Annotated in this window: 19 protein-coding genes and 1 pseudogene; 13 read left to right on the top strand and 7 right to left on the bottom strand. The window is 51.0% G+C overall.

Features of this window, described 5'->3' with window-relative positions; genetic code table 11:
- Positions 1–31 precede the first annotated feature (31 nt).
- From FHT67_RS11960 to FHT67_RS11905, 12 genes are all read left to right on the top strand, one after another.
- Positions 32–1,801: an amylo-alpha-1,6-glucosidase gene (locus FHT67_RS11960; protein ID WP_167198323.1), complete on the top strand. Its 1,770-nt coding sequence runs from the start codon at positions 32–34 to the stop codon at positions 1,799–1,801.
- 116 nt (positions 1,802–1,917) lie between these two features.
- A complete protein-coding gene (locus tag FHT67_RS11955; protein WP_167198320.1) occupies positions 1,918–3,969 on the top strand; it encodes a right-handed parallel beta-helix repeat-containing protein in 2,052 nt (683 codons plus the stop codon).
- 56 nt (positions 3,970–4,025) lie between these two features.
- Positions 4,026–5,573 (top strand): FAD-dependent oxidoreductase, encoded by a 1,548-nt coding sequence (locus tag FHT67_RS11950; protein ID WP_167198317.1) that lies wholly within the window; start codon positions 4,026–4,028, stop codon positions 5,571–5,573.
- Positions 5,574–5,663: 90 nt separating this feature from the next.
- A complete protein-coding gene (locus tag FHT67_RS11945; RefSeq protein WP_208403224.1) occupies positions 5,664–6,758 on the top strand; it encodes an alanine racemase in 1,095 nt (364 codons plus the stop codon).
- A 26-nt stretch (positions 6,759–6,784) separates the two neighbouring features.
- A complete protein-coding gene (locus FHT67_RS11940; RefSeq protein WP_167198311.1) occupies positions 6,785–7,177 on the top strand; it encodes a RidA family protein in 393 nt (130 codons plus the stop codon).
- Positions 7,178–7,203: 26 nt separating this feature from the next.
- Complete coding sequence (locus FHT67_RS11935; RefSeq protein WP_167198308.1) at positions 7,204–8,508, top strand: M20 family metallopeptidase; 1,305 nt, start codon at positions 7,204–7,206, stop codon at positions 8,506–8,508.
- A gap of 16 nt (positions 8,509–8,524) precedes the next feature.
- The gene (locus FHT67_RS11930; protein WP_167198305.1) at positions 8,525–9,991 is read left to right on the top strand and encodes a M81 family metallopeptidase; all 1,467 of its coding nucleotides are present in this window, start codon (positions 8,525–8,527) and stop codon (positions 9,989–9,991) included.
- 15 nt (positions 9,992–10,006) lie between these two features.
- A complete protein-coding gene (locus FHT67_RS11925; RefSeq protein WP_167198302.1) occupies positions 10,007–11,314 on the top strand; it encodes an aspartate aminotransferase family protein in 1,308 nt (435 codons plus the stop codon).
- 20 nt (positions 11,315–11,334) lie between these two features.
- A complete protein-coding gene (locus FHT67_RS11920) occupies positions 11,335–12,093 on the top strand; it encodes an SDR family NAD(P)-dependent oxidoreductase (protein ID WP_167198299.1) in 759 nt (252 codons plus the stop codon).
- Positions 12,094–12,173: 80 nt separating this feature from the next.
- Positions 12,174–13,589, top strand: a complete 1,416-nt coding sequence (gene glcD / locus FHT67_RS11915) for a glycolate oxidase subunit GlcD (protein WP_167198296.1) — start codon at positions 12,174–12,176, stop codon at positions 13,587–13,589.
- Positions 13,590–13,632: 43 nt separating this feature from the next.
- Positions 13,633–14,940: a (Fe-S)-binding protein gene (locus FHT67_RS11910; protein ID WP_167198294.1), complete on the top strand. Its 1,308-nt coding sequence runs from the start codon at positions 13,633–13,635 to the stop codon at positions 14,938–14,940.
- Between the two features lie 262 nt (positions 14,941–15,202).
- Positions 15,203–15,385, top strand: coding sequence for a twin-arginine translocase TatA/TatE family subunit (locus FHT67_RS11905; protein ID WP_132305360.1), 183 nt, complete (start codon positions 15,203–15,205; stop codon positions 15,383–15,385).
- Between the two features lie 203 nt (positions 15,386–15,588).
- Here FHT67_RS11905 and FHT67_RS11900 read toward each other — a convergent pair.
- The 3 genes and pseudogenes from FHT67_RS11900 to FHT67_RS11890 form a co-directional block, all read right to left on the bottom strand.
- Positions 15,589–15,786, bottom strand: a pseudogene (locus FHT67_RS11900) (IS3 family transposase); the annotation flags it as partial.
- 501 nt (positions 15,787–16,287) lie between these two features.
- Positions 16,288–17,043, bottom strand: coding sequence for a MerR family transcriptional regulator (locus FHT67_RS11895; protein WP_167198291.1), 756 nt, complete (start codon positions 17,041–17,043; stop codon positions 16,288–16,290).
- Positions 17,044–17,179: 136 nt separating this feature from the next.
- A complete protein-coding gene (locus FHT67_RS11890; RefSeq protein ID WP_167198288.1) occupies positions 17,180–18,583 on the bottom strand; it encodes an MFS transporter in 1,404 nt (467 codons plus the stop codon).
- Between the two features lie 137 nt (positions 18,584–18,720).
- Here FHT67_RS11890 and FHT67_RS11885 point away from each other — a divergent pair, with 137 nt between their 5' ends.
- Positions 18,721–19,611, top strand: coding sequence for a LysR family transcriptional regulator (locus FHT67_RS11885; protein ID WP_167198286.1), 891 nt, complete (start codon positions 18,721–18,723; stop codon positions 19,609–19,611).
- A gap of 63 nt (positions 19,612–19,674) precedes the next feature.
- Here the strand turns inward: FHT67_RS11885 and FHT67_RS11880 are convergent, their stop codons facing one another.
- Genes FHT67_RS11880 through FHT67_RS11865 form a run of 4 tightly spaced genes read right to left on the bottom strand, consistent with a single transcriptional unit; the run spans position 19,675 to position 23,394 of the window.
- Positions 19,675–20,559, bottom strand: coding sequence for a tetratricopeptide repeat protein (locus FHT67_RS11880; RefSeq protein WP_167198283.1), 885 nt, complete (start codon positions 20,557–20,559; stop codon positions 19,675–19,677).
- A 24-nt stretch (positions 20,560–20,583) separates the two neighbouring features.
- On the bottom strand, positions 20,584–21,540 hold the full coding sequence (locus FHT67_RS11875; protein WP_132305370.1) for an ATP-binding protein: 957 nt from the start codon (positions 21,538–21,540) through the stop codon (positions 20,584–20,586).
- Positions 21,541–21,583: 43 nt separating this feature from the next.
- Positions 21,584–22,684, bottom strand: coding sequence for a beta-eliminating lyase-related protein (locus FHT67_RS11870; protein WP_167198438.1), 1,101 nt, complete (start codon positions 22,682–22,684; stop codon positions 21,584–21,586).
- A complete protein-coding gene (locus tag FHT67_RS11865; RefSeq protein WP_167198280.1) occupies positions 22,672–23,394 on the bottom strand; it encodes an SDR family NAD(P)-dependent oxidoreductase in 723 nt (240 codons plus the stop codon). The genes FHT67_RS11870 and FHT67_RS11865 overlap by 13 nt, the downstream gene beginning before the upstream one ends.
- Positions 23,395–23,538: the final 144 nt, after the last annotated feature.

Here is a 23,538-nt window from a genome sequence, read left to right as displayed (position 1 = left end):
AACAAAGGGAATAGAAAGGAGGGAAACGGAGATGGGAGCAGAATCGGCGACACCCGTATGGACGAATATGCCCGATATTTGGGGAGAGGGAGCACTGTTTGCATTTTCAGGGCTTGACGGAGCTACCGACACACGGTCGCAGTTCGTCGCTGCCGCAGGATCGACAGGCTACAATCTGCTTATTCATACGCCTGCCTGCAGGCTGCTTAAAGTTCGAACGGCCGATTCCGGCAAGGTACGGATCGCCACGGGTGATGTGCTGATTGCCGATACTGCCGGAGGCGAGATGATGATGACGTATGCAGCCTGGCATACGCTGATCGGTCATCTGCCCAATGATGGAGCAATAGCCATCGAGTTCGCAGACGGCGAAGGGGAGAACAGGGATAGGATGATACGGAGGATGGAGGTGCGTTCTGATGGAGGAAAGCTAACGATCACTGAGGATTCCGCAAACGGGGATGTTATTGTGCTTCTGTTAGCTGCGGATGAACGAACCTGGACATTGGCTTTCGGGACTAATTCGGCCGAAGCAACGGATCGCGCAGCTCTCGCCCTCAAGCTGGATCGGCATCAGGTGGCGAAGGAAAGATTGGCCATCTATGACAAGCTGCCCTTGCTTGACGATCCTGCAAGAGCCAGGCTGTTAAAAAAAAGCGTAAGCGTCATGAAAGTGAATACGCTCTCTGCCGAGGCGTCAATCTGCCAGATGTGGTCGACACCTGACCGGGTACCGCACAGAGCCATGTGGCTGTGGGATTCCGTCTTTCATTCCTTTGCCATGAACAGCATAAATGCCGATATTTCCTGGATGTTTCTCCGGAGCGTGCTCGAGACTCAGCTTGGCGACGGGATGATTCCGCATATGAGCAGAGTAGACGGTACGGTTTCTTCCATTACGCAGCCTCCTATACTGGCTTGGGGCGTTTGGGAGAATTTCCGGTTTACGAAGAATCGGACCGCTCTGGAATATGCGCTGCCGCGTCTGGAGCGTTATATGGAATGGATCCTTGGGCACCGGGATGGTAATCATAACGGACTTCTGGAATGGATGATCGAGGGCAATCCACTTTGCCGGTCCGGCGAATCCGGTATGGATAATTCTCCGAGATTCGATGAGGCGGTGCAGCTGGATGCCGTGGATTTTTCCTCCTATGCAGCCGCTGATATGAAATATATGTCCCTGATCGCCGAAGAGCTGGGAGACAGTGAGCGAGCTATAAATTGGTCCCGGCGTTCGGCTGATATGTCGGCAAAAGTCCACAGTACACTGTGGGACGAAGAAGACGGATTTTATTACGATCTTGCGATGGACGGCAGCCTATCGAAAGTGAAATATGTAAGCGGTTTCATGCCACTGCTGCTTGAGGATATACAGGCAGCAAGGACGGAGCGCCTGCTCACAATGCTGCACGACCCGCGGCACTTCGGAACAAGGCTGCCTGTTCCCAGCACCGCCGTCTCCGAGTCTTCATTCTCCACGGACATGTGGCGCGGACCTGTGTGGCTCAGCACGAATTACCTGGTTATTACGGGGCTGCGCAAACAAGGGAAGGAGGAGGAAGCGCGGAAGCTGGCAGAGAGAACGATTGCTGCTTTACAGTTCTGGTATGAGCGATATGGCGTCATTTTTGAATATTTTGACGCGGTAGACAACACCCCTCCGCCCCAATGCTGCCGGAAGGGTCAGCCTCTGCAGCAATACGATCTGCGTCGAAAGATCGACCCGATCCGCGATTTTCACTGGTCGGCTGCATTAACCGCCCGTCTGCTGTTAGATTACCAAGCCATGTCCGGTTAGCGCGAAATACATGTAAGTTAATTTCTAGTCACAGTTACTTACGAAGGTCAACTAACCGTCACTCCGGTTTATATTTGGGAGCTAGTCCAACATATTTCTGAGAGGGGTTCTGAGGTATGAGTGACCAACAGACAAATCCGAATGAAGAAATTGCGGAAGTTTCCACCAAAGACAGATCGGGGATGAAGTTAAACCGAAGGGAGCTGCTCGCTTCCATTGGGGCGGGAGTGATCGCCTTTACTGTGGGAGGCCTGATCAACCCCAAGCTGGTGTTGGCAGCCACGTCCACGTCCACTACTGACAGTTCAAGCAATAAACCGTGTATGACCGTGACGTTGAGCGGATTGAGAACAACGGCAGATCGTCTTCCTGAGGCTGCCTACTATGTGACGGATAAAGGCAAGGAAGGTTTTTTCCTGGTTGACAACGCAGATACGACATCGGCGGACAATAACGGAACTGTAGTCGTAACGACGCAGGGGAAAAGATTCAAGCGGGTATTCGGAGACACCATTGTACTCTCCTGGTTCGGCGCTGTTGGTGACGGTGTGACCGATGAAACGCAGGCTTTGCAGAATGCCCTTAACGCCGCAGCCGGCAAACGTCTGTATATCCCTAAGCAAAAAGCCAGTTATTATTTGTCCGGCCAATTGATCGTGCCGAGCGACATTGTTATCGAATTCGAACCCGGCACCGTGATCCAAGCGATCGATACGTTAAAAAAAGTAGCTCCCTATGAACGGCTGGTCCGAATTAAAAATGCGAAGCATGTGCATATCATCGGCAACGGGGCTACCCTGCAAATGAAGCAATCTGCTTACACCTCCGGGGAACAGGCGCATATTTTCGATATCAGCGGTTCGGAAAATGTCGTTATCGAAGGGATCCATGCGAACGACAGTGGTGGGGACGGCTTCTATATCGGCAATTACGAAGCGTCTCAGCCGTATAGCAAAGAAATTGTCCTGCTGAACTGTACGGCTAACAATAACCGCAGGCAGGGGCTTTCCGTCACTACCGTGGACGGTTTGCTGGTGCAGAGCTGCAGGTTCACGCGCTCGGCGGGCACAGCACCGAAAAGTGGAGTTGATATCGAGCCCAACAACAGTTCAGGCAAAGACCCCCTGAAAAAAATCCGCTTTGTGGATTGCGTGGCCGAGGGTAATGTTGGGCGGGGCTTTCTCGTTGCGCTTCAGAAGATGACTGCAGCTAATCCTCGCATCGATATTACCTTCGAACATTGCCGCACCAAAGGAAATTCCTTCGGCAGCTCCGTCAATTACGGCGGGGAAGGAGCGAACGCGGTTAAGGGAGAGGTTAAATTCATCGATTGCATGGCGGAAGAGGAGCAGTATGGCGGATATTCAGTGTTATCACTCTCTCCAGAGAGCATCAAGGTATCCTTCATACGCTGCCGAGCGGTCAATTGCAATACGGTGAATATGCCTGAAGACCCATACGGTTACGGCTCTTCTTTCATTGTCACGACTGTGCCTCAATTTCCAAGGACGGCCATCGGCAACGTTGAGTTTGTGGAATGCGCTTCTATCGATGAGCGGCCGGTACCCTTGATTGCACGCGGATTTTCAGTTAAGAAAAATAGCAAGGAAACCATTCGTGACATCCGGTTTATCAACTGCACGGCTAGTGGGGGCGGGCAGCGTCTGCTCTATGTAGATCCCACTGCAGACCGGGTGTTCGCTGAGCTATACCCGCGGCCGGAGCTCGCGCTGTCCTCCCAAGCAGAGATTGACTCGGGTGCCAACGGACATCTTGTCACCAATACAGGCGCTTCTGGCGCATCTGCGTTCACGCTGCCGCAGTCACGGAGGGGGCAGCTGATATCGTTCTCGGTTGAGACGGCTTATCCGGTCATGCTGACGCCGCAGTCCGGATCGTCGATCCGAACGCCTACCGGTCTCAAGGGACAACTTCAATCCGCGAATCCCGGCGATTTGGTCACTTTAAGCGGGCGGGATGACGGCAATTGGGATATCGTCAGTCTTGTTGGCGTATGGTTTGAAGCTGCGGCTCCAGAAACGACAGAACCGCCGGTTACCGAAGAACCGGCTCCAGGAACAATTGAACAACCGGTTACCGATGGAACCGCGACTCCAGCTCCCGAAACGCCACCGGTTACAGAAGGAACGGTACCAATCGGGGAATGAAGGAGCCGCAGTGCATAGAGAACAAGTCCGTGCGGGATAAGGAGATATGAAAAAAGATGGCTGATTTCAGTAAATTAATTTATTATACACCGCAGGCAGTGGCCGGAACGCCGGAGCATATTGAAACGGATATATGCATTTATGGCGCCACTCCTGCGGGGATAGCCGCAGCTGTTCAAGCAAGCCGGATGGGGCTCCGCTCCGTAATAGCCGAATTCGGCACGCATCCGGGAGGGATGACCGCGAGCGGGTTAGGCCGCACGGATGTCGGTAACAAGGATGCTATCGGCGGAATATCCCGGGAATTTTACCGAACGATCGGCAGGCATTACGGCAGCGATGAGCCGGACGGCTCCGCATGGGCCTTCGAGCCGCATATAGCGGAAGCTATTTTTGCAGAATGGCTGGAACGTGCGGAGACGCCTGTGTATTACCGGCAGCATCTGGACTCGGTCGAAATGAAGAACGGCAAGATCGTCCGTATGCAGATGGAGAACGGTAATTCTTTCACAGCCTCTGTATTTATTGACGCTACCTATGAGGGAGATTTGATGGCTCGGGCAGGTGTATCCTTTCATGTGGGCCGGGAAGCGAACTCGGTATACCGAGAGACGTTGAACGGCATTCACTTCGGGCATCCGAAGCATAATTTCTATGCTTGGACCGATCCGTACAGGATCCCGGGGAAACCAGGCAGCGGACTGCTTCCAGGCATCAGTGATGAATCGCCGGGCTATCAGGGACAGGGCGACCGCAGCGTCCAGGCTTACAATTTCCGTATATGCCTGACGAATGTTCCGAGTAACCGGATCGCTTTTCCCGAGCCGCCGAACTATAACCCCGACCGGTTTGCGCTGCTGGCCCGGTACATCCATGATGGGGTATGGGATACTTTGAAGCTGAATAAAATCATGCCCAGGGGCAAATCCGACCTGAACAACCGAGGCGCGGTCAGCACCGATCATATCGGGGCTAACTACAATTGGCCGGAGGGGACCTATGCTGCTCGTGAGGCTATCTTTCAGGACCATGTGAATTATAATCTGGGGATGCTCTATTTTCTCGCGAATGATGAATCCGTCCCGTCCCACGTCCGTGCGGAAACACGCCAGTGGGGATTGCCAGCTGACGAGTTCAAAGAGACGGGCGGTTGGCCGCATCAGTTATATATAAGGGAAGGCCGTCGTATGATTGCCGAGGTCGTCATGACCGAGCATCATTGCCGTAAATATTCCGTGGTAGAAGATTCCGTCGGACTCGCTACGTACACAATGGATTCCCATAACTGCCGAAGGCTTGTGCTGGACGGCCGGTGCGTCAATGAAGGCAATGTGGAAATAAACCCTATCGGTCCATATCCGATTTCCTATCGTTCTATTGTACCTAAGGCAGAGGAATGCACGAATCTGATTGTGCCTGTTTGTCTATCCTCTTCACACATCGCCTATGGTTCGATTCGCATGGAGCCCGTATTCATGATTCTCGGGCAATCCGCGGCAACGGCGGCCGCGCTCGCTATGGAAGCCGGCTGCGCCGTGCAGGAGATCGACTACGCCAGGCTGCGTGAACGACTGGTACTAGACGGACAGGTGCTGGATGCGTAGCACTATGTCTTAAGTTAGCGGCCTGACGTTCGTATATCGTCAGGCTCTTTACGTTGAAACATGAAGGAGGCGATTATTATCAGCCGACCATTGGACCTATCGGAGCTGGATACACCGGCAGTGCTTATCGATTTGGATATACTCGAACGAAATATCAAGTGGACGGCGGAACTGGCGAGGCGTGCCGGAGTGAAACTAAGGCCGCATTTCAAAACGCACAAAAGTATATGGATTGCGCGCAAGCAGTTGGAATACGGCGCTTGCGGCTTAACGGTCGCCAAGCTTGGCGAAGCGGAAGTGCTTGCTGATTCGGGGGTCGAGGATCTGTTAATCGCCTTTCCGCTTGTCGGCGAAGCCAAGCTTGGCAGGCTTCGTGCGTTGATCGACCGCGGGATCAAGGTTACCGTATCCACCGATCACGCTGCTATAGCCGCAGATATATCCCGTTTGGGCGAATCCCTTAATCGCCGTATTACGATGTATATCGACGTGAATACCGGACTGAACCGATGCGGCGGCGAGCCGGGCGAGGAAACTGCCGCTTTGATCCGGCAAATGGCAGGCATGCCTGGTGTCGAGGTCCGCGGGCTAATGACCCATGGCGGTCATGCCTACGGCAAGAAGAGCCTGAGCGAGCTCCGAGAGGCAGCAGCTGAAGAGGTCGGCGGCTTGGTCCAAACGAAGGAGCTGCTGGAAAAGTCAGGCATTCGGATTCCCGAAATCAGCGTAGGATCGACTCCGACCTCCAAGTTTATTGCGGAACAGACAGGGGCTACGGAAACAAGACCGGGCGCCTACGTGTTCGGTGACATCTCCCAATTGGAGATCGGGTCCATCACCATGGATGAGCTTGCGATGAGCATCTTGGCGACGGTTGTCAGTACGCCTCGACCCGGGACCGCCATTATCGATGCAGGCTCGAAAACATTCAGCAGCGATACGAATCCGCACCGTCCGGGTTACGGCTTTCTCCGAAGCGATCCGTCGGTGTACATCGAGCGCCTTAGCGAAGAGCATGGCATCGTTAAAGTTCCTGAAGGAGTACAGTTGTCTATCGGAGACCGGCTCGAATTTATTCCCAACCATTGCTGTACCGTAACCAATTTGCACGATACCCTGCATGGCGTGCGTGACCGGATGGTTGAAAGGCTGATTGCCGTCGATGCTCGCGGCTGCATTCAATAATTATTTGGCAAGAGAGGTTGATTACTATGCCTAAAGCTTATAACATCCCTCAGGCTCCGCAGTTTCCGCTGCCCTTTTCTCATGCCGTACGCGCTGGAGATTTCGTTTATGTTTCCGGGCAGGTTGGCGTGGACCCCGTTACGCGTGAGGTTGTTGGTCCAACCATCGAAGATCAGACCAGTCAATGTCTCCGGAATATCGAAATCATCTTGGAGCAGGTGGGCCTTACACTGGATCATGTCGTAAAAACGAATGCTTTTGTCAGCAAAACAGAAGATTTCCCCGGATATAACCAGACCTATGCGAGCGTGTTCCGTCAGCCTTATCCCGCAAGAACAACGGCACCTGTCGATATGGGAGCCTATCTGGTAGAAATCGATGTAATCGCCTATGCTCCGGCAACAAGAACGCAGGAATAACAGGATAGCTGGGGAGGGAATGCGGAATGGAACGCGACCGGTTGTCGCAAGCGATCCGCCAATGGGTGGAAGAACATCGGGAGGAGGCTGTCGGACTGGCAGCCAAGTTAGTTCAAATACCAAGCGTTAACCACCCTCCTGATGGGGATGAAGCGGAATATCAGCGGTTTCTGGCCGAGTGGTTACAAGAAGCAGGGGCTGAGGTAGATAGGTACTCGCTTATGGAGGTGCCCGCCTTAAAGGTTCATCCCGCTTATATGGACAGCAGGGTGTATACGAACCGTCCAAATGTAGCGGGGAGTTTTTTTGGCGGTACTGGCAGATCGCTGCTATTTTCAGGGCATGCAGATACGGTTTACCAGGGTACAGAGCGGTGGAATTACCCGCCTTTTGGCGGTGAAGTGCATGACGGCTATCTGTACGGCCGCGGCGCATATGACATGAAGGGCGGCATGGCAGCCGCCATGATGGCGGTGAAGTGTCTGATCTCGCTGAACGTTCCCCTTGCGGGGGCGGTACACATCGAGAGCGTCGTTGATGAAGAGCACGGGGGAGCAAACGGGTCACTGGCCGGCAGACTGCGGGGATTAAATGCCGATATGGCGATCATTCCAGAGCCCTCCAATATGCGGCTGTATACGGCACATTTGGGCGGAGGCATCTGGAAAGCGCGTTTCGAAGGGAAAAGCGGGATCGGCTTCTCAGGGGAGGAGCTCGTAAGCGCATTGGACGCAACGGTCGAGTTCGCCGCCATGCTGAAAGCATTCGGAGAATACCATCTCACTAGATTGACACCTCATCCCTTATGGAAAGGCGGCCGGGAACCCGAGGTAACGCTGCTTAGCATTAACTCCGGAGATGCAAGCCGCGAGCTGCAGGAGAAGCTTCCCGCAACGGGAGAGCTTAATTTTTGGATCGAAGCTTATCCAGGAGTGACCGGAGAGGATATATTGGCTGAATTATGGGATTATTACGAGGCCCAGCTGGTTCATTACCCGACGCTTGTCAATTGCCGTCCGCAGATTAAGCCGCTGATTCGTTACTTAAGCGGCAGTGAAATGCGCAGGGATGACAGCACCGACAGCTTCATGAAGATTGCCGCCAGAACCGGCGAAGCGGTGCTTGGGGCTCCCATCGGTCCGCCTCAGGGTTCTCCGTTCGCATGTGACGGCTTTATGTTTAATCTATACAGCAGTACGCCGGCATTAATATTAGGTCCGAGCGGGAAGAATGCCCATGCGGCAGACGAATGCCTTGAACTTGTTTCTTACGAGCGCTTGATCCGCTGGTATGCGGAAATTCTCATTGACTGGTGCGGACTGCTTCCTTAAGAAAGGATGAATCAGCATGAAGCTTGCAGTAATTGGGATGTATCATGAAACGAATACATTTGCCCCGGGCAGGACGGGATTGGAGGCATTCAGCACCGAATGGGTGCTCGGCAATGATGAATTCCTTAGCCGATACAGGGACACACGCACTTCGATGGGAGGCGTAATCGATGCGGTTTGCGGTGAGGGTATAGAGCTTGCCTGCGGATTGTATGCAGGAGCAGTACCGAGCGGGATGATAGCAGCGGATGCGGCAGATTACCTGATCGGAGCAGTCGCCGGTTCGCTCGACACCACATCGGACGGCGTGCTGGTTATTCTGCATGGAGCTATGGCAGCTGAGGGGCTTCCTGATGTGGAAGGCGAGCTGTTGCGGCGGGTGCGGGAACGGCTCGGGCTAACTAAGCCGATTGCGGCGACGCTGGATCTGCACGCGAACATAAGTCCGGAAATGGTACGCAATACCAATATTCTCGTGGGCTACGATACGTATCCGCATATCGATGCGTATGAGAGGGCGGTTGAAGCGGCTGCACTTCTGATCCGGACGATCCGCGGTGAAATCGTACCTACGCTTGCAATGGCGAAGCCTGGCATGTTGGTTGTTCCTCAGATGATGCTGACTCATGAAGAAGGTCCGATGAAGGAATGGATGAACCGGGCATTTGCCATGGAGCTTGAACCGCGGGTATTAAATGTTACGGTGGCAGGGGGATTCCCCTACTGTGACGTGCCGGACGCTGGTGTATCCTTCGTGGTGACAACCGATAAGGATCCGGAATTGGCGGTACGTTATGCCGATGAGCTAAAGCGGATGGCTTGGGACTGCAGGGAACGGTTCGCCTACGCGGATCTGCCGGTGGAGGAAGCGGTGTCCAAAGCGATGGAGATCGCGGAAGGCCCCGTCATTCTGGTGGAAGGCTCGGATAATGTCGGTGGCGGAGCGCCTGCAGACGCGACCCATACCCTGGCTCTTCTGACCGTCCCTTCGAAAAAAACGCTTATCGTCATGCATGACGAAGAGGCCGCTGCAGAAGCGTACAGCCTCGGGGTCGGAGCCGTTTACGACGGCCGTATCGGAGGAAGAAGCGACCGCCTGCACGGTGAGCCCGTTCGGATACACGGGATCGTCCGGACACTGTTCGACGGCAAATATACGCATATCGGTCCTTATATGACCGGCCAGTGGGCGGATATGGGGAAAACGGCCGTGATCGAAGCTGGTAAACTTACTCTCATTGTAACCGAGAAGCGAACCGCCCCTTGGGATCCGGGGCATGTCCGCTCAGTGGGGCTACAAGCAGAGGATTTTCATGTGATTGTCGTCAAATCGGCCGTAGCCTGGAAGACCGCATTCGGGTCCATTTGCAAGGCTGTCTTACCCGTCGATACGCCGGGCTGCTGCAGCTCCAACCTGTCCCATTTTCCATATAAACATATCAAACGTCCTATCTTTCCTTTGGATTCGTCTATATCTAGTTAGGGAGGTAAATCCCATATGTTAAATATTGAACGTTCCAAAGCCAACTACCAGCGAGCGCAGCGGCATCTTGCCGGAGGCGTCGCGAGCTCGCTTCGCGCTTCGATGAAGCCGGTTCCGTTGTACGCTGAATCTGCCAAAGGCGCCCGCCTGCAGGACGTAGACGGGAATACCTACATCGATTATTTACTTGCCTACGGCCCTTTGATTCTCGGGCATGCTCATGACGGATTAACAGATTCGATCTTAGCCTCGATGCGCAAAGGGTACACGTACGGATTGCAGCACGAAGGCGAGATCGAGCTGGCCGATCTGCTGGTGAAAGTGCTTCCCTGCGCGGAGAAGGTCGCATTCAGCGGCTCGGGCACCGAAGCGGTTATGCTTGCGTTACGCCTCGCCCGTGCCCATACGGGGAAAAGTAAGATTGTCCGTTTTCATGGGCATTATCATGGCTGGTCGGATTCGATTTTTACCTCTTTTCCCGGAGCCGGATTAAGCGGGCCGGCCGCCGGTGGAGAGACTTCCGCAGTACCTCCGGGCACGATGGGGCAAAGCGATAACAGTCTGGATGATATCATCCTGCTTCCATGGAACGATCCGGCCGCGCTGGAATCGACGTTAAGGACCCGAGCCTCCGAGATCGCTGCCGTTATTTCGGAGCCGGTTATGTGTAATTCGGGCTGTATTCAACCAAAGCCCGGTTATTTGGAGCTCATCGCCCGGTTAACGAAGGAGCTGGGGATCGTTTTTATTTTGGATGAAGTCATTACAGGCTTCCGATTAAGTCTTGGCGGCGCGCATGAAAGGTTCGGCATCAAGCCGGATCTGGTCACTATCGGCAAAGCGATGGGCGGGGGGATTGCAATCAGCGCTGTAGCCGGTACATCCGCGCTTATGAAATATATCGACTCATCCGATGTCAGTCATCTGGGAACATTGAACGGGAACGGTGTGGCCATTACCGCTGCGTTGACTACGATCCGAGAGCTTGCAAGTAATGAGGGGACCGCCTACAAGCGTATGGAAGAGCTGTTAGTCACCTTATCTGCCGGTATTCGCGCGTTGCTGAGCAAGCATCGTATTCCAGGCGTGATCAATCAGCTCGGTCCGGTCTTCCATCTGATGTTTACCGATGAGCGGGAGGTTACGGATTTTGACACCTTCAATAAAAGAGATGCAGGCAAGTATGCCCGATTTGCTGAACTTATGCTTAGCGAAGGCGTACTGCTGCGACCGAACGGCTTATGGTACATTTCGACGGCTCACAGCCTGCCGGATATCGAAGTAACACTGCTAGCCGTAGATCGGGCTTTAGGCCGTCTTTAGTTAAGGGAGGAGGCAAGGACATGCGCCTCAATGATAAAGTAGCCTTAATTACAGGTGGATCGCACGGCATCGGCCGTGCCGTCTCCCTGCGTTTTGCACGGGAAGGCGCGAAGGTGGCGATTGCGGACAATGAAACGGAGGCACTGGAGGAAATAAGCGCATTGCTTCGCGCTGAAGGTGCAGAGGTGTTAGAGGTCGTTACGGACGTTCAAAGCAAGTCCCAGGTTGATACGATGATCGATAAAGTGACCGCTCAATGGGGCAAGCTCGATATTGTTGTGAATAACGCTGGCATTTGCAAGCCATCCGCTTTTCTCGAGATTATGGAGGAGGATTGGGACCGGCACTTGAACGTGAACCTGAAGGGCGCCTTCCTCGTATCTCAACGTGCGGCAAGGGATATGGTGCATCAAGGAACCGGTGGTTCGATTATTCAGATGTCGAGTGTGAACGGATTGGCAGCTGAGTCTGATCAAGCCCATTACAATGCGTCGAAGGGCGGTCTAAATCTACTAATGATGTCGATGGCGCTCGAGCTGGCCGAATACGGCATCCGCGTCAATTCGCTGTGCCCCGGCTTTATCGAAACGAGGCTGACTAAGCCGCTAATAGAGAATCCGCAGGCGATAGGGACCTATGTAAAGACGATTCCAATGCGAAGGGTCGGCCAGCCGGAAGATATTGCCGATGCGGCCCTGTTCATGGCGAGCGACGAGTCCCGTTACATGACGGGACACTGTCTGGTCATAGACGGCGGCCAGCTCATCAAGCTGTCTTAAGCCCTACGTATTAGTTTGCAGGGGTTAATTTTTTTCTGGAACATAACCTGACTAATTTTAACCGTGAAGGTGGCTTAACAATGCTTAATGATGAGGTGAGAAGACAATTAATTGAGATTGTTGGAGAAGCCTATTTCAAAGACGACTCTCATTCGTTGGTGACACATTCCTATGATGGGACGCCTATGCTGCAAGCATTACCGAATGCCGTTATGTATCCCGAAAATACGGCACAAGTTTCCCGTATTATAAAGGTGCTGAATAACTATTGTATCCCAATCGTGAGCAGAGGTTCTGGGACGAATCTTAGCGCAGGCACCGTACCTGTTCAAGGCGGAATAGTCCTGGTCATGCACAGAATGAACCGTTTGCTCGAAGTGGACTTGGAAAATTTGACAGCAACTGTTCAGCCCGGAATGATTACCAAGCAATTTATCACCCGGATAGAAGAGCTTGGGCTCTTCTACCCTCCAGATCCGAGCAGTATGGTCATCTCGACGATTGGTGGCAACATTGCGGAATCCTCCGGTGGACTTCGAGGTTTGAAGTATGGGACAACAAAGGATTATGTTATCGGTCTGGAAGCCGTTTTGGCGAATGGCGACATCATCCGCACTGGCGGAAAACTTATGAAGGACGTGGCAGGATACGACTTGACCAAGTTGCTTGTCGGTTCAGAGGGGACGCTTGCGGTGATTACAGAAGCGACTTTAAAGCTCATTCCTCCTCCGAAATATAAAAAAACGATGCTTGCCATGTACAAGGATATATATAAAGCGGCTAGGACGGTTTCGAAAATCATCGAAAACCGTATTATTCCGGCGACTTTGGAGTTTCTTGATAACCCAACGATTCGAGTCGTGGATGATTATGCTAAACTAGGGCTTCCCCGGGATATGGAGGCGATATTGTTAATTGAGCAGGACGGCGATGCGGAGATGGTGGAAAGGGATATAGCTCGGATTGAGGAGATATGTCGGGCAGAGCAGGCAGACCGAATTAGTGTAGCGGAAAATGAGGAAGAGTCGCTCAAATTGCTGACTGCGCGGCGAAGTGCCTTCACGGCGCTCGCTCGACTGCGGCCGACGACGATATTGGAGGATGCTACCGTCCCTCGCTCGAAAATCGCCGAAATGGTATTAGAAATCAATCGGATCGCGAAAAAATATGACGTACAAATTTGCACCTTCGGACATGCGGGCGATGGAAACCTTCACCCGACCGCGATGACGGATGCCCGAAACCCGGAGGAGGTACACCGGGTAGAGGAGGCTTTTGAAGAAATTTTCGAAGCAGCTATCAGGCTCGGCGGAACGATAACAGGTGAACACGGTGTCGGTATCGTAAAGGCACCTTACCTTGAATGGAAAGTGGGTGATGCTGGTCTAACCATGATGAAAGGAATCAAGAAGGTGTTCGATCCGAACAACATCCTGAATCCGGGCAAAATGTTCGCCAAAGAAACACGCAAAAGGGTGGTGATTGACCGTGGATAACTCGAACCATCGGAAACCTGTGGCATGGGAAGCCAGTATTTCGATGACAGAGAAGCTGCGGCTTACGCTCGATTACGAGCAGCTCACCAACTGCATGCGCTGCGGCTTCTGCTTGCCTGCATGCCCGACATTCCGGGAGACGGGTGTCGAGGCCGAATCGCCGCGAGGAAGGATCGCACTAATGAAAGCGGTAGTCGATGGTGTGATTGAACCGGATCGCCTTTTCGAAGAGCAGATGAACCATTGTCTTGGATGCCGTGCGTGTGAACCCGCATGTCCTGCCGATGTGAAGTATGGGCAACTAATTGAGCAGGCACGGGATGCGATTGAGGACCATACGAAAAGCCATCGGTGGTGGGTTAAGGCGATACGCCGTACTGCATTCCGGAGTATATTCCCAAAGCAAAGCCGGATGAAGCTGCTCGGCAATGTCATGGGAATTTATCAGAAGTCAGGCATACCCAAGATGGCACGCACTTCGGGGGTCATGAAGCTTTTTCCTGCCTATATTCGTGAGATGGAAGCTATCCTGCCGAAAGCAGCTATTCGCGGCGTTATAGAGCAGATGGGCGTACTTCATCCAGCCAAGGGGAATAAAATCGCGACTGTCGCTTTGTTCAGGGGTTGTATCATGGATGTGCTGTTTACGAAGACGAACGTCAGGACCGTCCAGTTGCTGAATGAAGCGGGGTTCGAGGTTATCATTCCCGAATCCCAGAATTGCTGTGGCGCGCTTCACGCACATAGCGGGGAATCGGAGGAAGCCAGAGCACTTGCCCGCCGTAACATACGTTGTTTTAAGGAAGCTGGAATTGATTATATTGTGACCAACGCCGGAGGTTGCGGCGCGTTGCTTGTCGAGTATGATCATTTGCTGCATGATGATCCGCAGTGGCGGGAGGACGCGGCTTGGTTCGCGGAGAGGGTAATCGACATATCGGAAATACTTGTATTGCATGGTCGTCAATTACGTTATGCTGATCAGGGCGAAATGACTTCCGTGCGTGTGACCTATCAGGATTCCTGTCATTTGCGCAACGTGATGCGAGCTTCCAAGGCGCCAAGAGAGCTGATCCGGCAAGTGGAGAACACGGTTTTCACCGAGATGAAGGAAGCCGACCGCTGCTGCGGATCGGCAGGTATCTATAATTTGACGCAGCCCGCAATGGCCGGACAAATACTCGAACACAAGATGGAACATGCCAATGCCACTGAATCTGAATTCATACTGACCAGCAACCCAGGATGTTTATTGCAAATGAAGCTCGGCATAGCGAAGCATGGTGATTACCGCAAGACACAATCCGTTCATGTGGTAGATTTTCTGTATGAACGCTTGTTGCCAGGGTAGGTTTACAACGCCTATGGATTTTTCACAGTTGGACTTCTCTTATTTCTAGTAATCGATACGTTTTTGGAAGGTCAGGAACTGGGAAGAGAGGTACCCGCTGTATCGCTGTATTTCAGGGACTAGGTCTTGTATGGTTTGGAGCTATCCTTAGTTTCCTTTTTCTCTTAGCGATGGATCAGGCAGGGGCTTCTAAGAATCGTTGTGATAAGAAAAACGTTGCATTTAAGATGAACTTCTAACGAAAACACGAGGAGGAATTTATATGCCATACGGTATTGGAGTCACAGGATTTATCCTTATTGTTGTCGTAGGCTTGCTACTGTTCGGACCTTCCAAACTGCCTCAGCTTGGAAGAGCCATTGGATCCACTTTTTCGGAATTTCGCAAAGGAACACGGGAAGGAATGCTACTGGATGAAGATAAAGAGGATGAAATGAAGAAATAAACCTAATAAGTCCGCTCATCAGCGGGCTTATTTTCAAAACTAGTATCGTTAATAAATGTGAAGAAAATTATTCATATTTGTGTTTACCGGTTTGATGAAGAGTGATGTCTCCAGATTTACCCTTAAAAGGGCATAAAAAAAAGCATCAGTCACAAAGGGACTGACCCCCGTTTTTGAGACAGGGATCAAAACACCTTTCAAGTTTAAGCAGCCAGTCGTCGGAAATCAACCGGCGACTGGTTGTTTAGTTTCGTTTGAATTCGAATTGAGTTATAGTAAGTGTAGTCTCGAACGGTCTGTTCAACGATGGCCGTCGTTGTATAGGTTAAACCTTCGAGGTAGAACGTTTCAGACTTTAGAGTGGAATGAAACGTTTCGATGGGGGCATTATCAGCGGGCGTTAACTACGAAATTGTAGATATTGCGGATTTAAGACATATGTATAAAATACGGGTTTTGTGAAAAAGATAATAAGGAAAACCAAAGCTGGGCCAGTTTGCTCTTATTTAGTTGCCAGTTGCTTGTCTGCGCTATTTTAGATCTTTTAAATTTTATCTTCAGATTTTGCTTAGATCTTTTTAATTTTATCTTCAGATTTTGCTCTTTAAATGTTAATCTTCAGATTTTGCTCTTAAATTTTAATCTTTAGATTTTGATCTTTAGATTTTGATCATTAGATTTGATTCTTGTTAGATTTGATTCTTGATTAATCAATCTGGTTTGATTTTGCTAAACTTGTCATTGCAATCATTAAAAGTTTGATGATCAATATCAATGTAATCATTGTTTGTTTCCACGTTTAAACGCGTATTCCGTATAACGCGCAAAAAAAAACCAAGCAGAATCATTATCTGATTCAACCTGGTTTTTTATTATTGTAAACGCTTACAGTTTTTTCCCTTTTATCGCTTGCTTTGTGCTTGATAGGCCTCTGCCGCAGCGGCAAGATAATAGGCCAGCCCGGTTTGTTGAGCCTCCAGCATACTCAAATGGAAATCATCCTGCAGGAAAAATTTCGTTTGCGAAGCAAAATCCAAGGCTGAGAGTTTATGCCCGTGTCTATTCAGGAAATCTAAATGATTCTTTATATAATCAGCTATCTTCGCTTCGTTATGCTTCAATCCGGCTCTTAACGATTCAGCCATGTTGCTCATGAAGGTCACCGCTTCGGCAGCCTGCTCATTCATCGTTTGAACATCAGCCTCCTGAACCTTTAACGGCTCCATGCCGTAGGTTTCCTCCAGGTATTTACTCTGCTCTTCAAGGGCTTCATTCCATTGCCGCTCGTTAGCAAAGCCGGCAAATAATTGGTTGTTCTCCATAGTTATTCCTTCTTTCATCGACGTTATCGTTAATTTAATCGTATCAATAAGGGTATGAAGCCTTTGACTCTTGCTGATTAGCAGTGCTTCCTGTTTCTCGAGAATGCTCTTGCGATCCGGGTTGGAATTCATAATTTCCTTAATTTGATCCAATGAAAATTCCAGCTCGCGGTAAAATAGAATTTCCTGCAGGCGCTGCAGCTCTTTTTCACCGTACAACCGGTAACCGGCTTCGCTGATTTCAGTTGGCTTAAGGAGACCGATTTTATGATAATGATGCAGCGTTTTGATGGTCACATGGGCCATCTCGGAGACCTCTTTCACCGACAATAACATGCTCAACCTCCTGTTTCCCTAACTTTTGGAACGGCCGTTCACATCATGAAGTTTATAGTCTCCCCTAAGAGGAGAGTCAATGCTTTTTTCAATAAAAAGCGAACCGGTCCCTCAAGTAGATCGATCCGTCAATTCCTTATCGGTGATTACCAAGCATTCGTCCAGCCGAATTCGTCTTTTTCCCGCTTGCATATACACTTCGATACAGAAAAAGCAGGCCAATGTGAAGAAGAGCCAGTACAAGATATAAATTACTGAATACAAAAGAAGCTTCGTTGGAATGCCAAGGTATCCAACTCGACCGGGCGCTGTGATCCATCACTTTGCCGTATATCCCCGTAGAGACCGCACCGGACAGGAAATTGCACAGCGTCAACAACCCCATTCCAACTCCAATCTGATCCTTAGGAATGCTGCGCGAGATGGTATTGGATAGTACGATTTGCATAAACATCTGGCCTGCATTGCCAATGGTGAAAATGAATCCGATCAGAATCGCCGGACTCCCAACAAATATCGATAACAGAAGGAAACAGCTGAATAATAATATCGACGCTGTGTGATAAACGAAGGAATTGCCTTTGGAATCCGCCAATTTCCCTACTTTCCGACCTAAATAAGCGGACAAGCATGCTCCGGGAACCATGACAAAGCCAATTACGCCGGGCTCCAACCGATTGATATCCGCCAGCAATTGAGGGGTTAGGAACGGCAATGAATAACTGATGCTCATCACGATCGCCGCGATCATTAACCCCATTAAATAGATGCGATCCCTCATAAGCGCCCTGGAGATGAACGGATCAGCCGCTGTACGAATACGCCAGATGAAACCGATAAGCATCAAGGCACTTCCGATGCCCAGCCAAAGGTTCCCTTGCGTAATGGCCAGCAGCAGCAGGGCTACCGTCCCCGTAAGCAGGCCTGCTCCAAGCCAATCCATACGGCCGCCTTCTTTTAGTTCCGAGCTCAAATGCTTACGATAGAACGGCAAGGTGATCAGAATGAGCAAAGGTATCGCGAACAACCATCTCCAATGAACGAATGACACCAAGAGCGAAGAGACAATGGGTCCAATCGCATTGCCAAGCGCTAATCCGGTAGCCGAAATTCCCAAGGCATGCCCCCTTCTTTCCGGCGGAAAATAACGGACGGGAATTAACATGGCTAGTGCCGGAATAACGGATGCTCCAACCGCTTGCAGTATTCTGGCCATCAGTACGAATGGGAATGATACCGCAAGCAGCCCTAGCAATGAGCCTGAAGCAAATACGAGGAGTCCAAAGGTAATCAAATTTCTAGCCTGATACCGATCGAGCAGCTTGCCGTAAATAACGGAACCTACTGCATAGATGAGTAAATAGGCTGTCGATACCCAACTGACTTGAGCGACGGAGAGTTCAAAGTCGGTCCGGATCTCGGGAAGAACAATATTGAACATCGTCGCGCTCATGGAAGATAAAATCAGGGTGAACGCAAGAAGCTTAATGAGTACGTTTCCTATTGCTGGTTGCGTGACATCAGGTTGTTCCGCTGACATGGCATTTCCCTCCTGTTTCTCTTTATATTTACCAATATACCCCTGCCAATCGATAAAGGATAATATATAATATTGTATGTTATTATATACTCAGGTATATGGAAAAAAAGAGGATAAAGGACTGGGAGGTTTACTTATTGGAACTGTTGCAGCTTCATTATTTCCGTACGGTTGCGAAATACGAGCATATGACCAAAGCTGCCGAAGTGCTTCGAATCGCTCAACCCGCGCTTAGCAAGACCATATCGCGACTCGAAGAGGATGTCGGCGTCCCCCTGTTTGACCGAAATAACCGGCAAATCCGGTTAAATCGCTACGGCAAGGCATTTCTGCAACAGGTTGAAATCGCGCTTGGCGCGCTTGACGAAGGACGTCGGGAATTGGCAGATATGCTGGGCACGGAGCAAGGAACCATAAGGCTTGCTACCCCAACGCTTAATCGACTCTCTTCCACCATTAGCGAATTTCGCAAGGAGAATCCGGACATTATTTTTCGCGTGACCCAGATCCCTCCAGCCTCTTCGGGCGACATGATCGGCCTCTTGGAGCGCGGCGACGTAGACCTCTGTTTCATTGCGGCGCCTCTGAACCAATCTTGGATCAAAGAGCAAATCGTATTGAAGGCGGAAGTCTGCCTTGCCGTGCCAATCACTCATCCGCTCGCGGACAGAGACACGATTACTTTGATCGAAACAGCGAATGAGGCATATATCGAATATCATGCGGGTCATCCGTTCCGGCAAATTAACGAAGCTTATTGCGAAGCCGCGGGTATATTCAGAACTATCATCTGCGAGGTCGATGAACCCTCTGCATTATGGAGCCTTGTCCAAGCGGGACTTGGCATAGCCTTTGTGCCGCGCAATACGAATGAGGATCCCAATGTTAAGCTGTTGAACATTCAAGATCCGGTCTGCGTACGCGAATTTTCCATCGCCTGGAATGAAAAACGATACTTATCCCGCGCATCAAGGCAGTATCTGGAATTTTTGAGATCCCACAAGCAACTAGATCTAACCGGAAATTAAAAAAAACCGGATCATTCTCCTTTAGAGAATCGATCCGGTTTTTGCACGGGTTCCGTATTAGGCTTATGTCCGCCGTCTGCGCCAGCCAAAGATCTTCACATGAACGATTGCTTTGGTCGACCAGTGGGCGACGAGATGAAGGATAATAAAGACAAGGACAAGCGGCTTGAACAATAACCAGCATACCGCCCACAGCACGAAAATTTGCCAAGGCTTCATTTTACGGAATAATTTATTAGGCCACAAACAAATCCGGTAGAGCACATATTGATTCTGAAGCGACTCCAGGTACTCATCCTGGTACTGCTTCTCGTCCGGATTTAACCGCACCGCGCTCCGCATATAAGTCTCATGCAGCTTGTAATCCCCTCGCCTGGCGGCAGACCAGGCCAAGTACATCAGCACAATCGGTTCTTCCGCGCCATAACGGAGAGCTTCCCGCTCGACATCTCTGGATACGGCATCATTCCCGAGCAAAGCTTCCGTGTAACTAAGAATGGACAGATATTGCGGATTCTCGGGTTCGAGCTCCAGAGCAACCTCGATTTGCTCCTTCGCTTCCTTGAACTTGCCCTTCTTGTTCAGCTGATTAGCCCGCAAGTAATAATAATGAGCCTCGTAAGGATCAATTCGCAGCGCTTCATGGACTGCCTCGTGAAAAGCAGCCTCGTTGCCGGTCTCATAAAACAACGAAACGCGGACATACCAGCCTAGATGATGCTCGGGGTCCCGTTTTAACGCTTCTTCCACCCAATGACGGGCTTTCTCGTAATCCCCCATTAACATGCAAATTTGAGCATATAAGGCGTAGGGATCCGGGTTATGAGGATCTTCCCTTAGCAGCTTCTCCGTTTCAAGCAAGGCTTCCTTATATTTCTTCCAGGACATCAGCTGGTACACGCTCGTATAGCCAGTAAGAGAGGATGGGGTTAATGTCTCTTCTTCCACTACTTCATCCTCCTCCCGAATCGTTTATTTTATCCCATGCTTTTTCGCGTAATCCAGCACAATCTTGTAATCCCCGTTCACGTCGCTGAAGGTGGCATAGTTTCTCGCTGTCGCAAACCATTCGATCGTTGTCGCCTTCCGCTCCTTCAGCGCTTTCCGGAGATCATCTTGCGTAATCGGCTGAATGTCGCCGGTCTCGAACGTTCTCTCCATCGCAGAGGTTACGGCATCATTCACAACCTGCTCCAGGTCGGCTCCGGAGAACAGCTTCGTCTCTGCGGCAAGCTTGCCCAGATTGAGCGAGCTCGTAGGCTTGCCTGCAAGCTTCAGCTGCAAGATGGTGGAACGCTCCTCCTCTTCAGGCGGCGGTACAAACACTAGATGATTGAACCTTCCGGGGCGGCGCAAGGCAGAATCCAGATACCAAGGCGTATTGGTTGCCCCAATGACGAATACCTGGTCGTTGCCGGATTGCAGTCCGTCCAGCTCCGTCAGAAGCTGATTGACGAGCATGCGCTCGTGATGCTGCCTCATCTGATGACGGCTGCCGCCCATTGCATCCAGCTCATCGATAAAGATAACGCATGGCTTATTTTCCCGGGCTTTCTGGAATACGTCGTGCAGGTTATGCTCGCTTTGACCGACATACATCGACAGGATCGCCTGCAGCTCGATATGAATGAAATTCGCGTCAATCTCGCCGGCGACCGCCCGGGCAAGGAACGTCTTGCCGCATCCGGGAGGTCCGAACAAGAGAAGGCTGCCGCCGGCCTCTTTGCCGTAAGCCTTGAAGATTTCCGGCTGCTGCAAAGGCAGTATAAAGTTCATGCGGATCTTCTTCTTTACTTCTTCCAGTCCGCCAACATCCTCGAAGGTTTCCTTCGGCTTGTCCGATTCGACCAAGGAATGCTCATCCTTATCGAACTGCATCAGCTTCAGCTTATTCCTTCGTCTTTCCGAGAGCTCATCATAATCCGACATTCTCGCTTCCTCCTTCACCGCTATATAGAAAATAGTAACATATTCATTTCGCCGTTTGTTTTACTTTCTCGTGAAGCAGCTCAAAGGCTTGCTTCAACCGTTCCTTCGGTATCGCGGGATAACGGTCTCCCAAGCTTACTTCATAATAGGAGGCCCCTTTCCCTGCGTCACGGACATTGCCCGTCAAGCCAATCCCGGACTCTTCGCATATCTCAAGCAAGATCCTCTCAAAGGTTTCTTTCGGCATGGCGGCATGAACGTGAAACATGTTCGATACCGGCACTATCGGGCGTGTTCTAATGCCTTCAATTCCGCTATTGTACAGGCCGGCTAGTTCTATGGCAGAAAGGTAATACTGCTCCATCTTCGGATGCCGTTCGTCAAACGCCTGATCCGCGCTTAGAATATACGGATAGAGACTGATCAGATCTCCGCCATGGCGCCGTTTCCAGATCTTCGATAGCTTCGTGAACTCTTCCTCGCCCGCAAGAATTGCTCCCGCAATACCGCCGATGCCTTTGTAAAAGGACACGTAAACACTATCAAACAAGCTGCACACTTCTGCCGCCGTCTTCCCGTAATAAGGCAAAATCTCAAAAAGTCTAGCACCGTCAAGATGAAGCTTGATGCCTTTCTCGCGGCAATAGTCCGCAATCGCCTCAAGCTCCTCATAGGCGGGCAGCTGTCCTCCTATTTCCCTTTGGGGCAGTTCAAGCAGCATACAAGCAATGTCATCATCCATGCTCTTCACATCATCAAGCGTGATTAAGCGGTCTTTATCGGCCAGCAGTACGGGTTCCAAATGATGAAGCTCCTTCAGACCATCCTGCTCGTGAATCTCCAGATGGCATAATGGATGGTAAGCAACCTTGCGGCTGCTCTTCTCCTCGCACCATAGCCGAAGCGCGATTTGCTGGGCCATCGTACCGCTAGGAAAAAAGACTGCCGAAGGTTTCCCTAGAAAAGCCGCTATTTTCGCTTGAAAATCTTCGATCACTTTTCCCGTACCGTAAATATCGCTATCCATCTCGCCGTCCAGATGGTCAAAGGTATCCTTAAGAACCTGAACATTGCGTTTTCCATGTCCGACTACCGGGTATTCCGCTGCGTTAAACGCTTCTAAAAGTGTCTTTACCAATTCAATTTCCTACCTTCGTAATCTACGTATTCGCATTCCATTTCAGCCGCATCTCTTGCTAATGCCGACTGGATCACCTTCGTAATTCCTGCCGCGGATTGCTCGGGTGTCAGCTCGGCCGCTTCATCCAGCTTGCCTTGCATAAACGTCTTCACCCAGCCCGGATGAATGACCAGCACGCGTCCTCCCTGCGGCTTGAGTCCGTTATGTATAAGCTTCGATTGCATGTTCACCGCCGTCTTGGACATGCAGTACGCGTACCAGGCATCGCGCCAGCAATCAGTAACGCTGCCTGCTTCCGATGAAATATTGGCGATCAGCTTGGAATCGCTTTGCAGCAGAAGAGGCGTAAACGTCTGGCTTATGCGCAAGCTGCCTAGAGCATTCACGTTAAATACACTCAGCATTTCTTCATATTGGAGCTCTCCGAGAATAGTATTTCGAATATCTCCCAGGATCGCGGCATTATTTATAAGAACATCAAGCTTATCCGTCCGGGACCGTACCCATTCATGAGCTTGCTTCACGCTTGCGTCGCTTGCCACATCCAGCGGGAACACCGTCAGCTGCTCGCCGTATTGCTGCAGCAGCTCTTGCAATCCGGGGCTGTCCGCATATTGTCCCGCGAATACGCGGTTGCCGTCCTCCAGCCATTTGGCGGCAAGCGCCAAGCCAACCCCGCGATCCGCGCCTGTCACTAGCATAGTTCTGATCATGTTTCCCGTCTCCTCTCCCTGACTGTCCGTTCCTAATCTTTTTCAACCAAGTCTGAGCAGGTATCGCTTTCTAAGTATAGCATACAACCCTTCGCATGAAATCGTTTACGCAAACCGGATAGGAAAAACCGCTGCCGGAGCCGA

This window comes from Paenibacillus sp. BK720 (assembly GCF_011761545.1).
Lineage (GTDB): Bacteria > Bacillota > Bacilli > Paenibacillales > Paenibacillaceae > Pristimantibacillus.
This window is presented reverse-complemented; position numbering and strand designations above follow the sequence as displayed.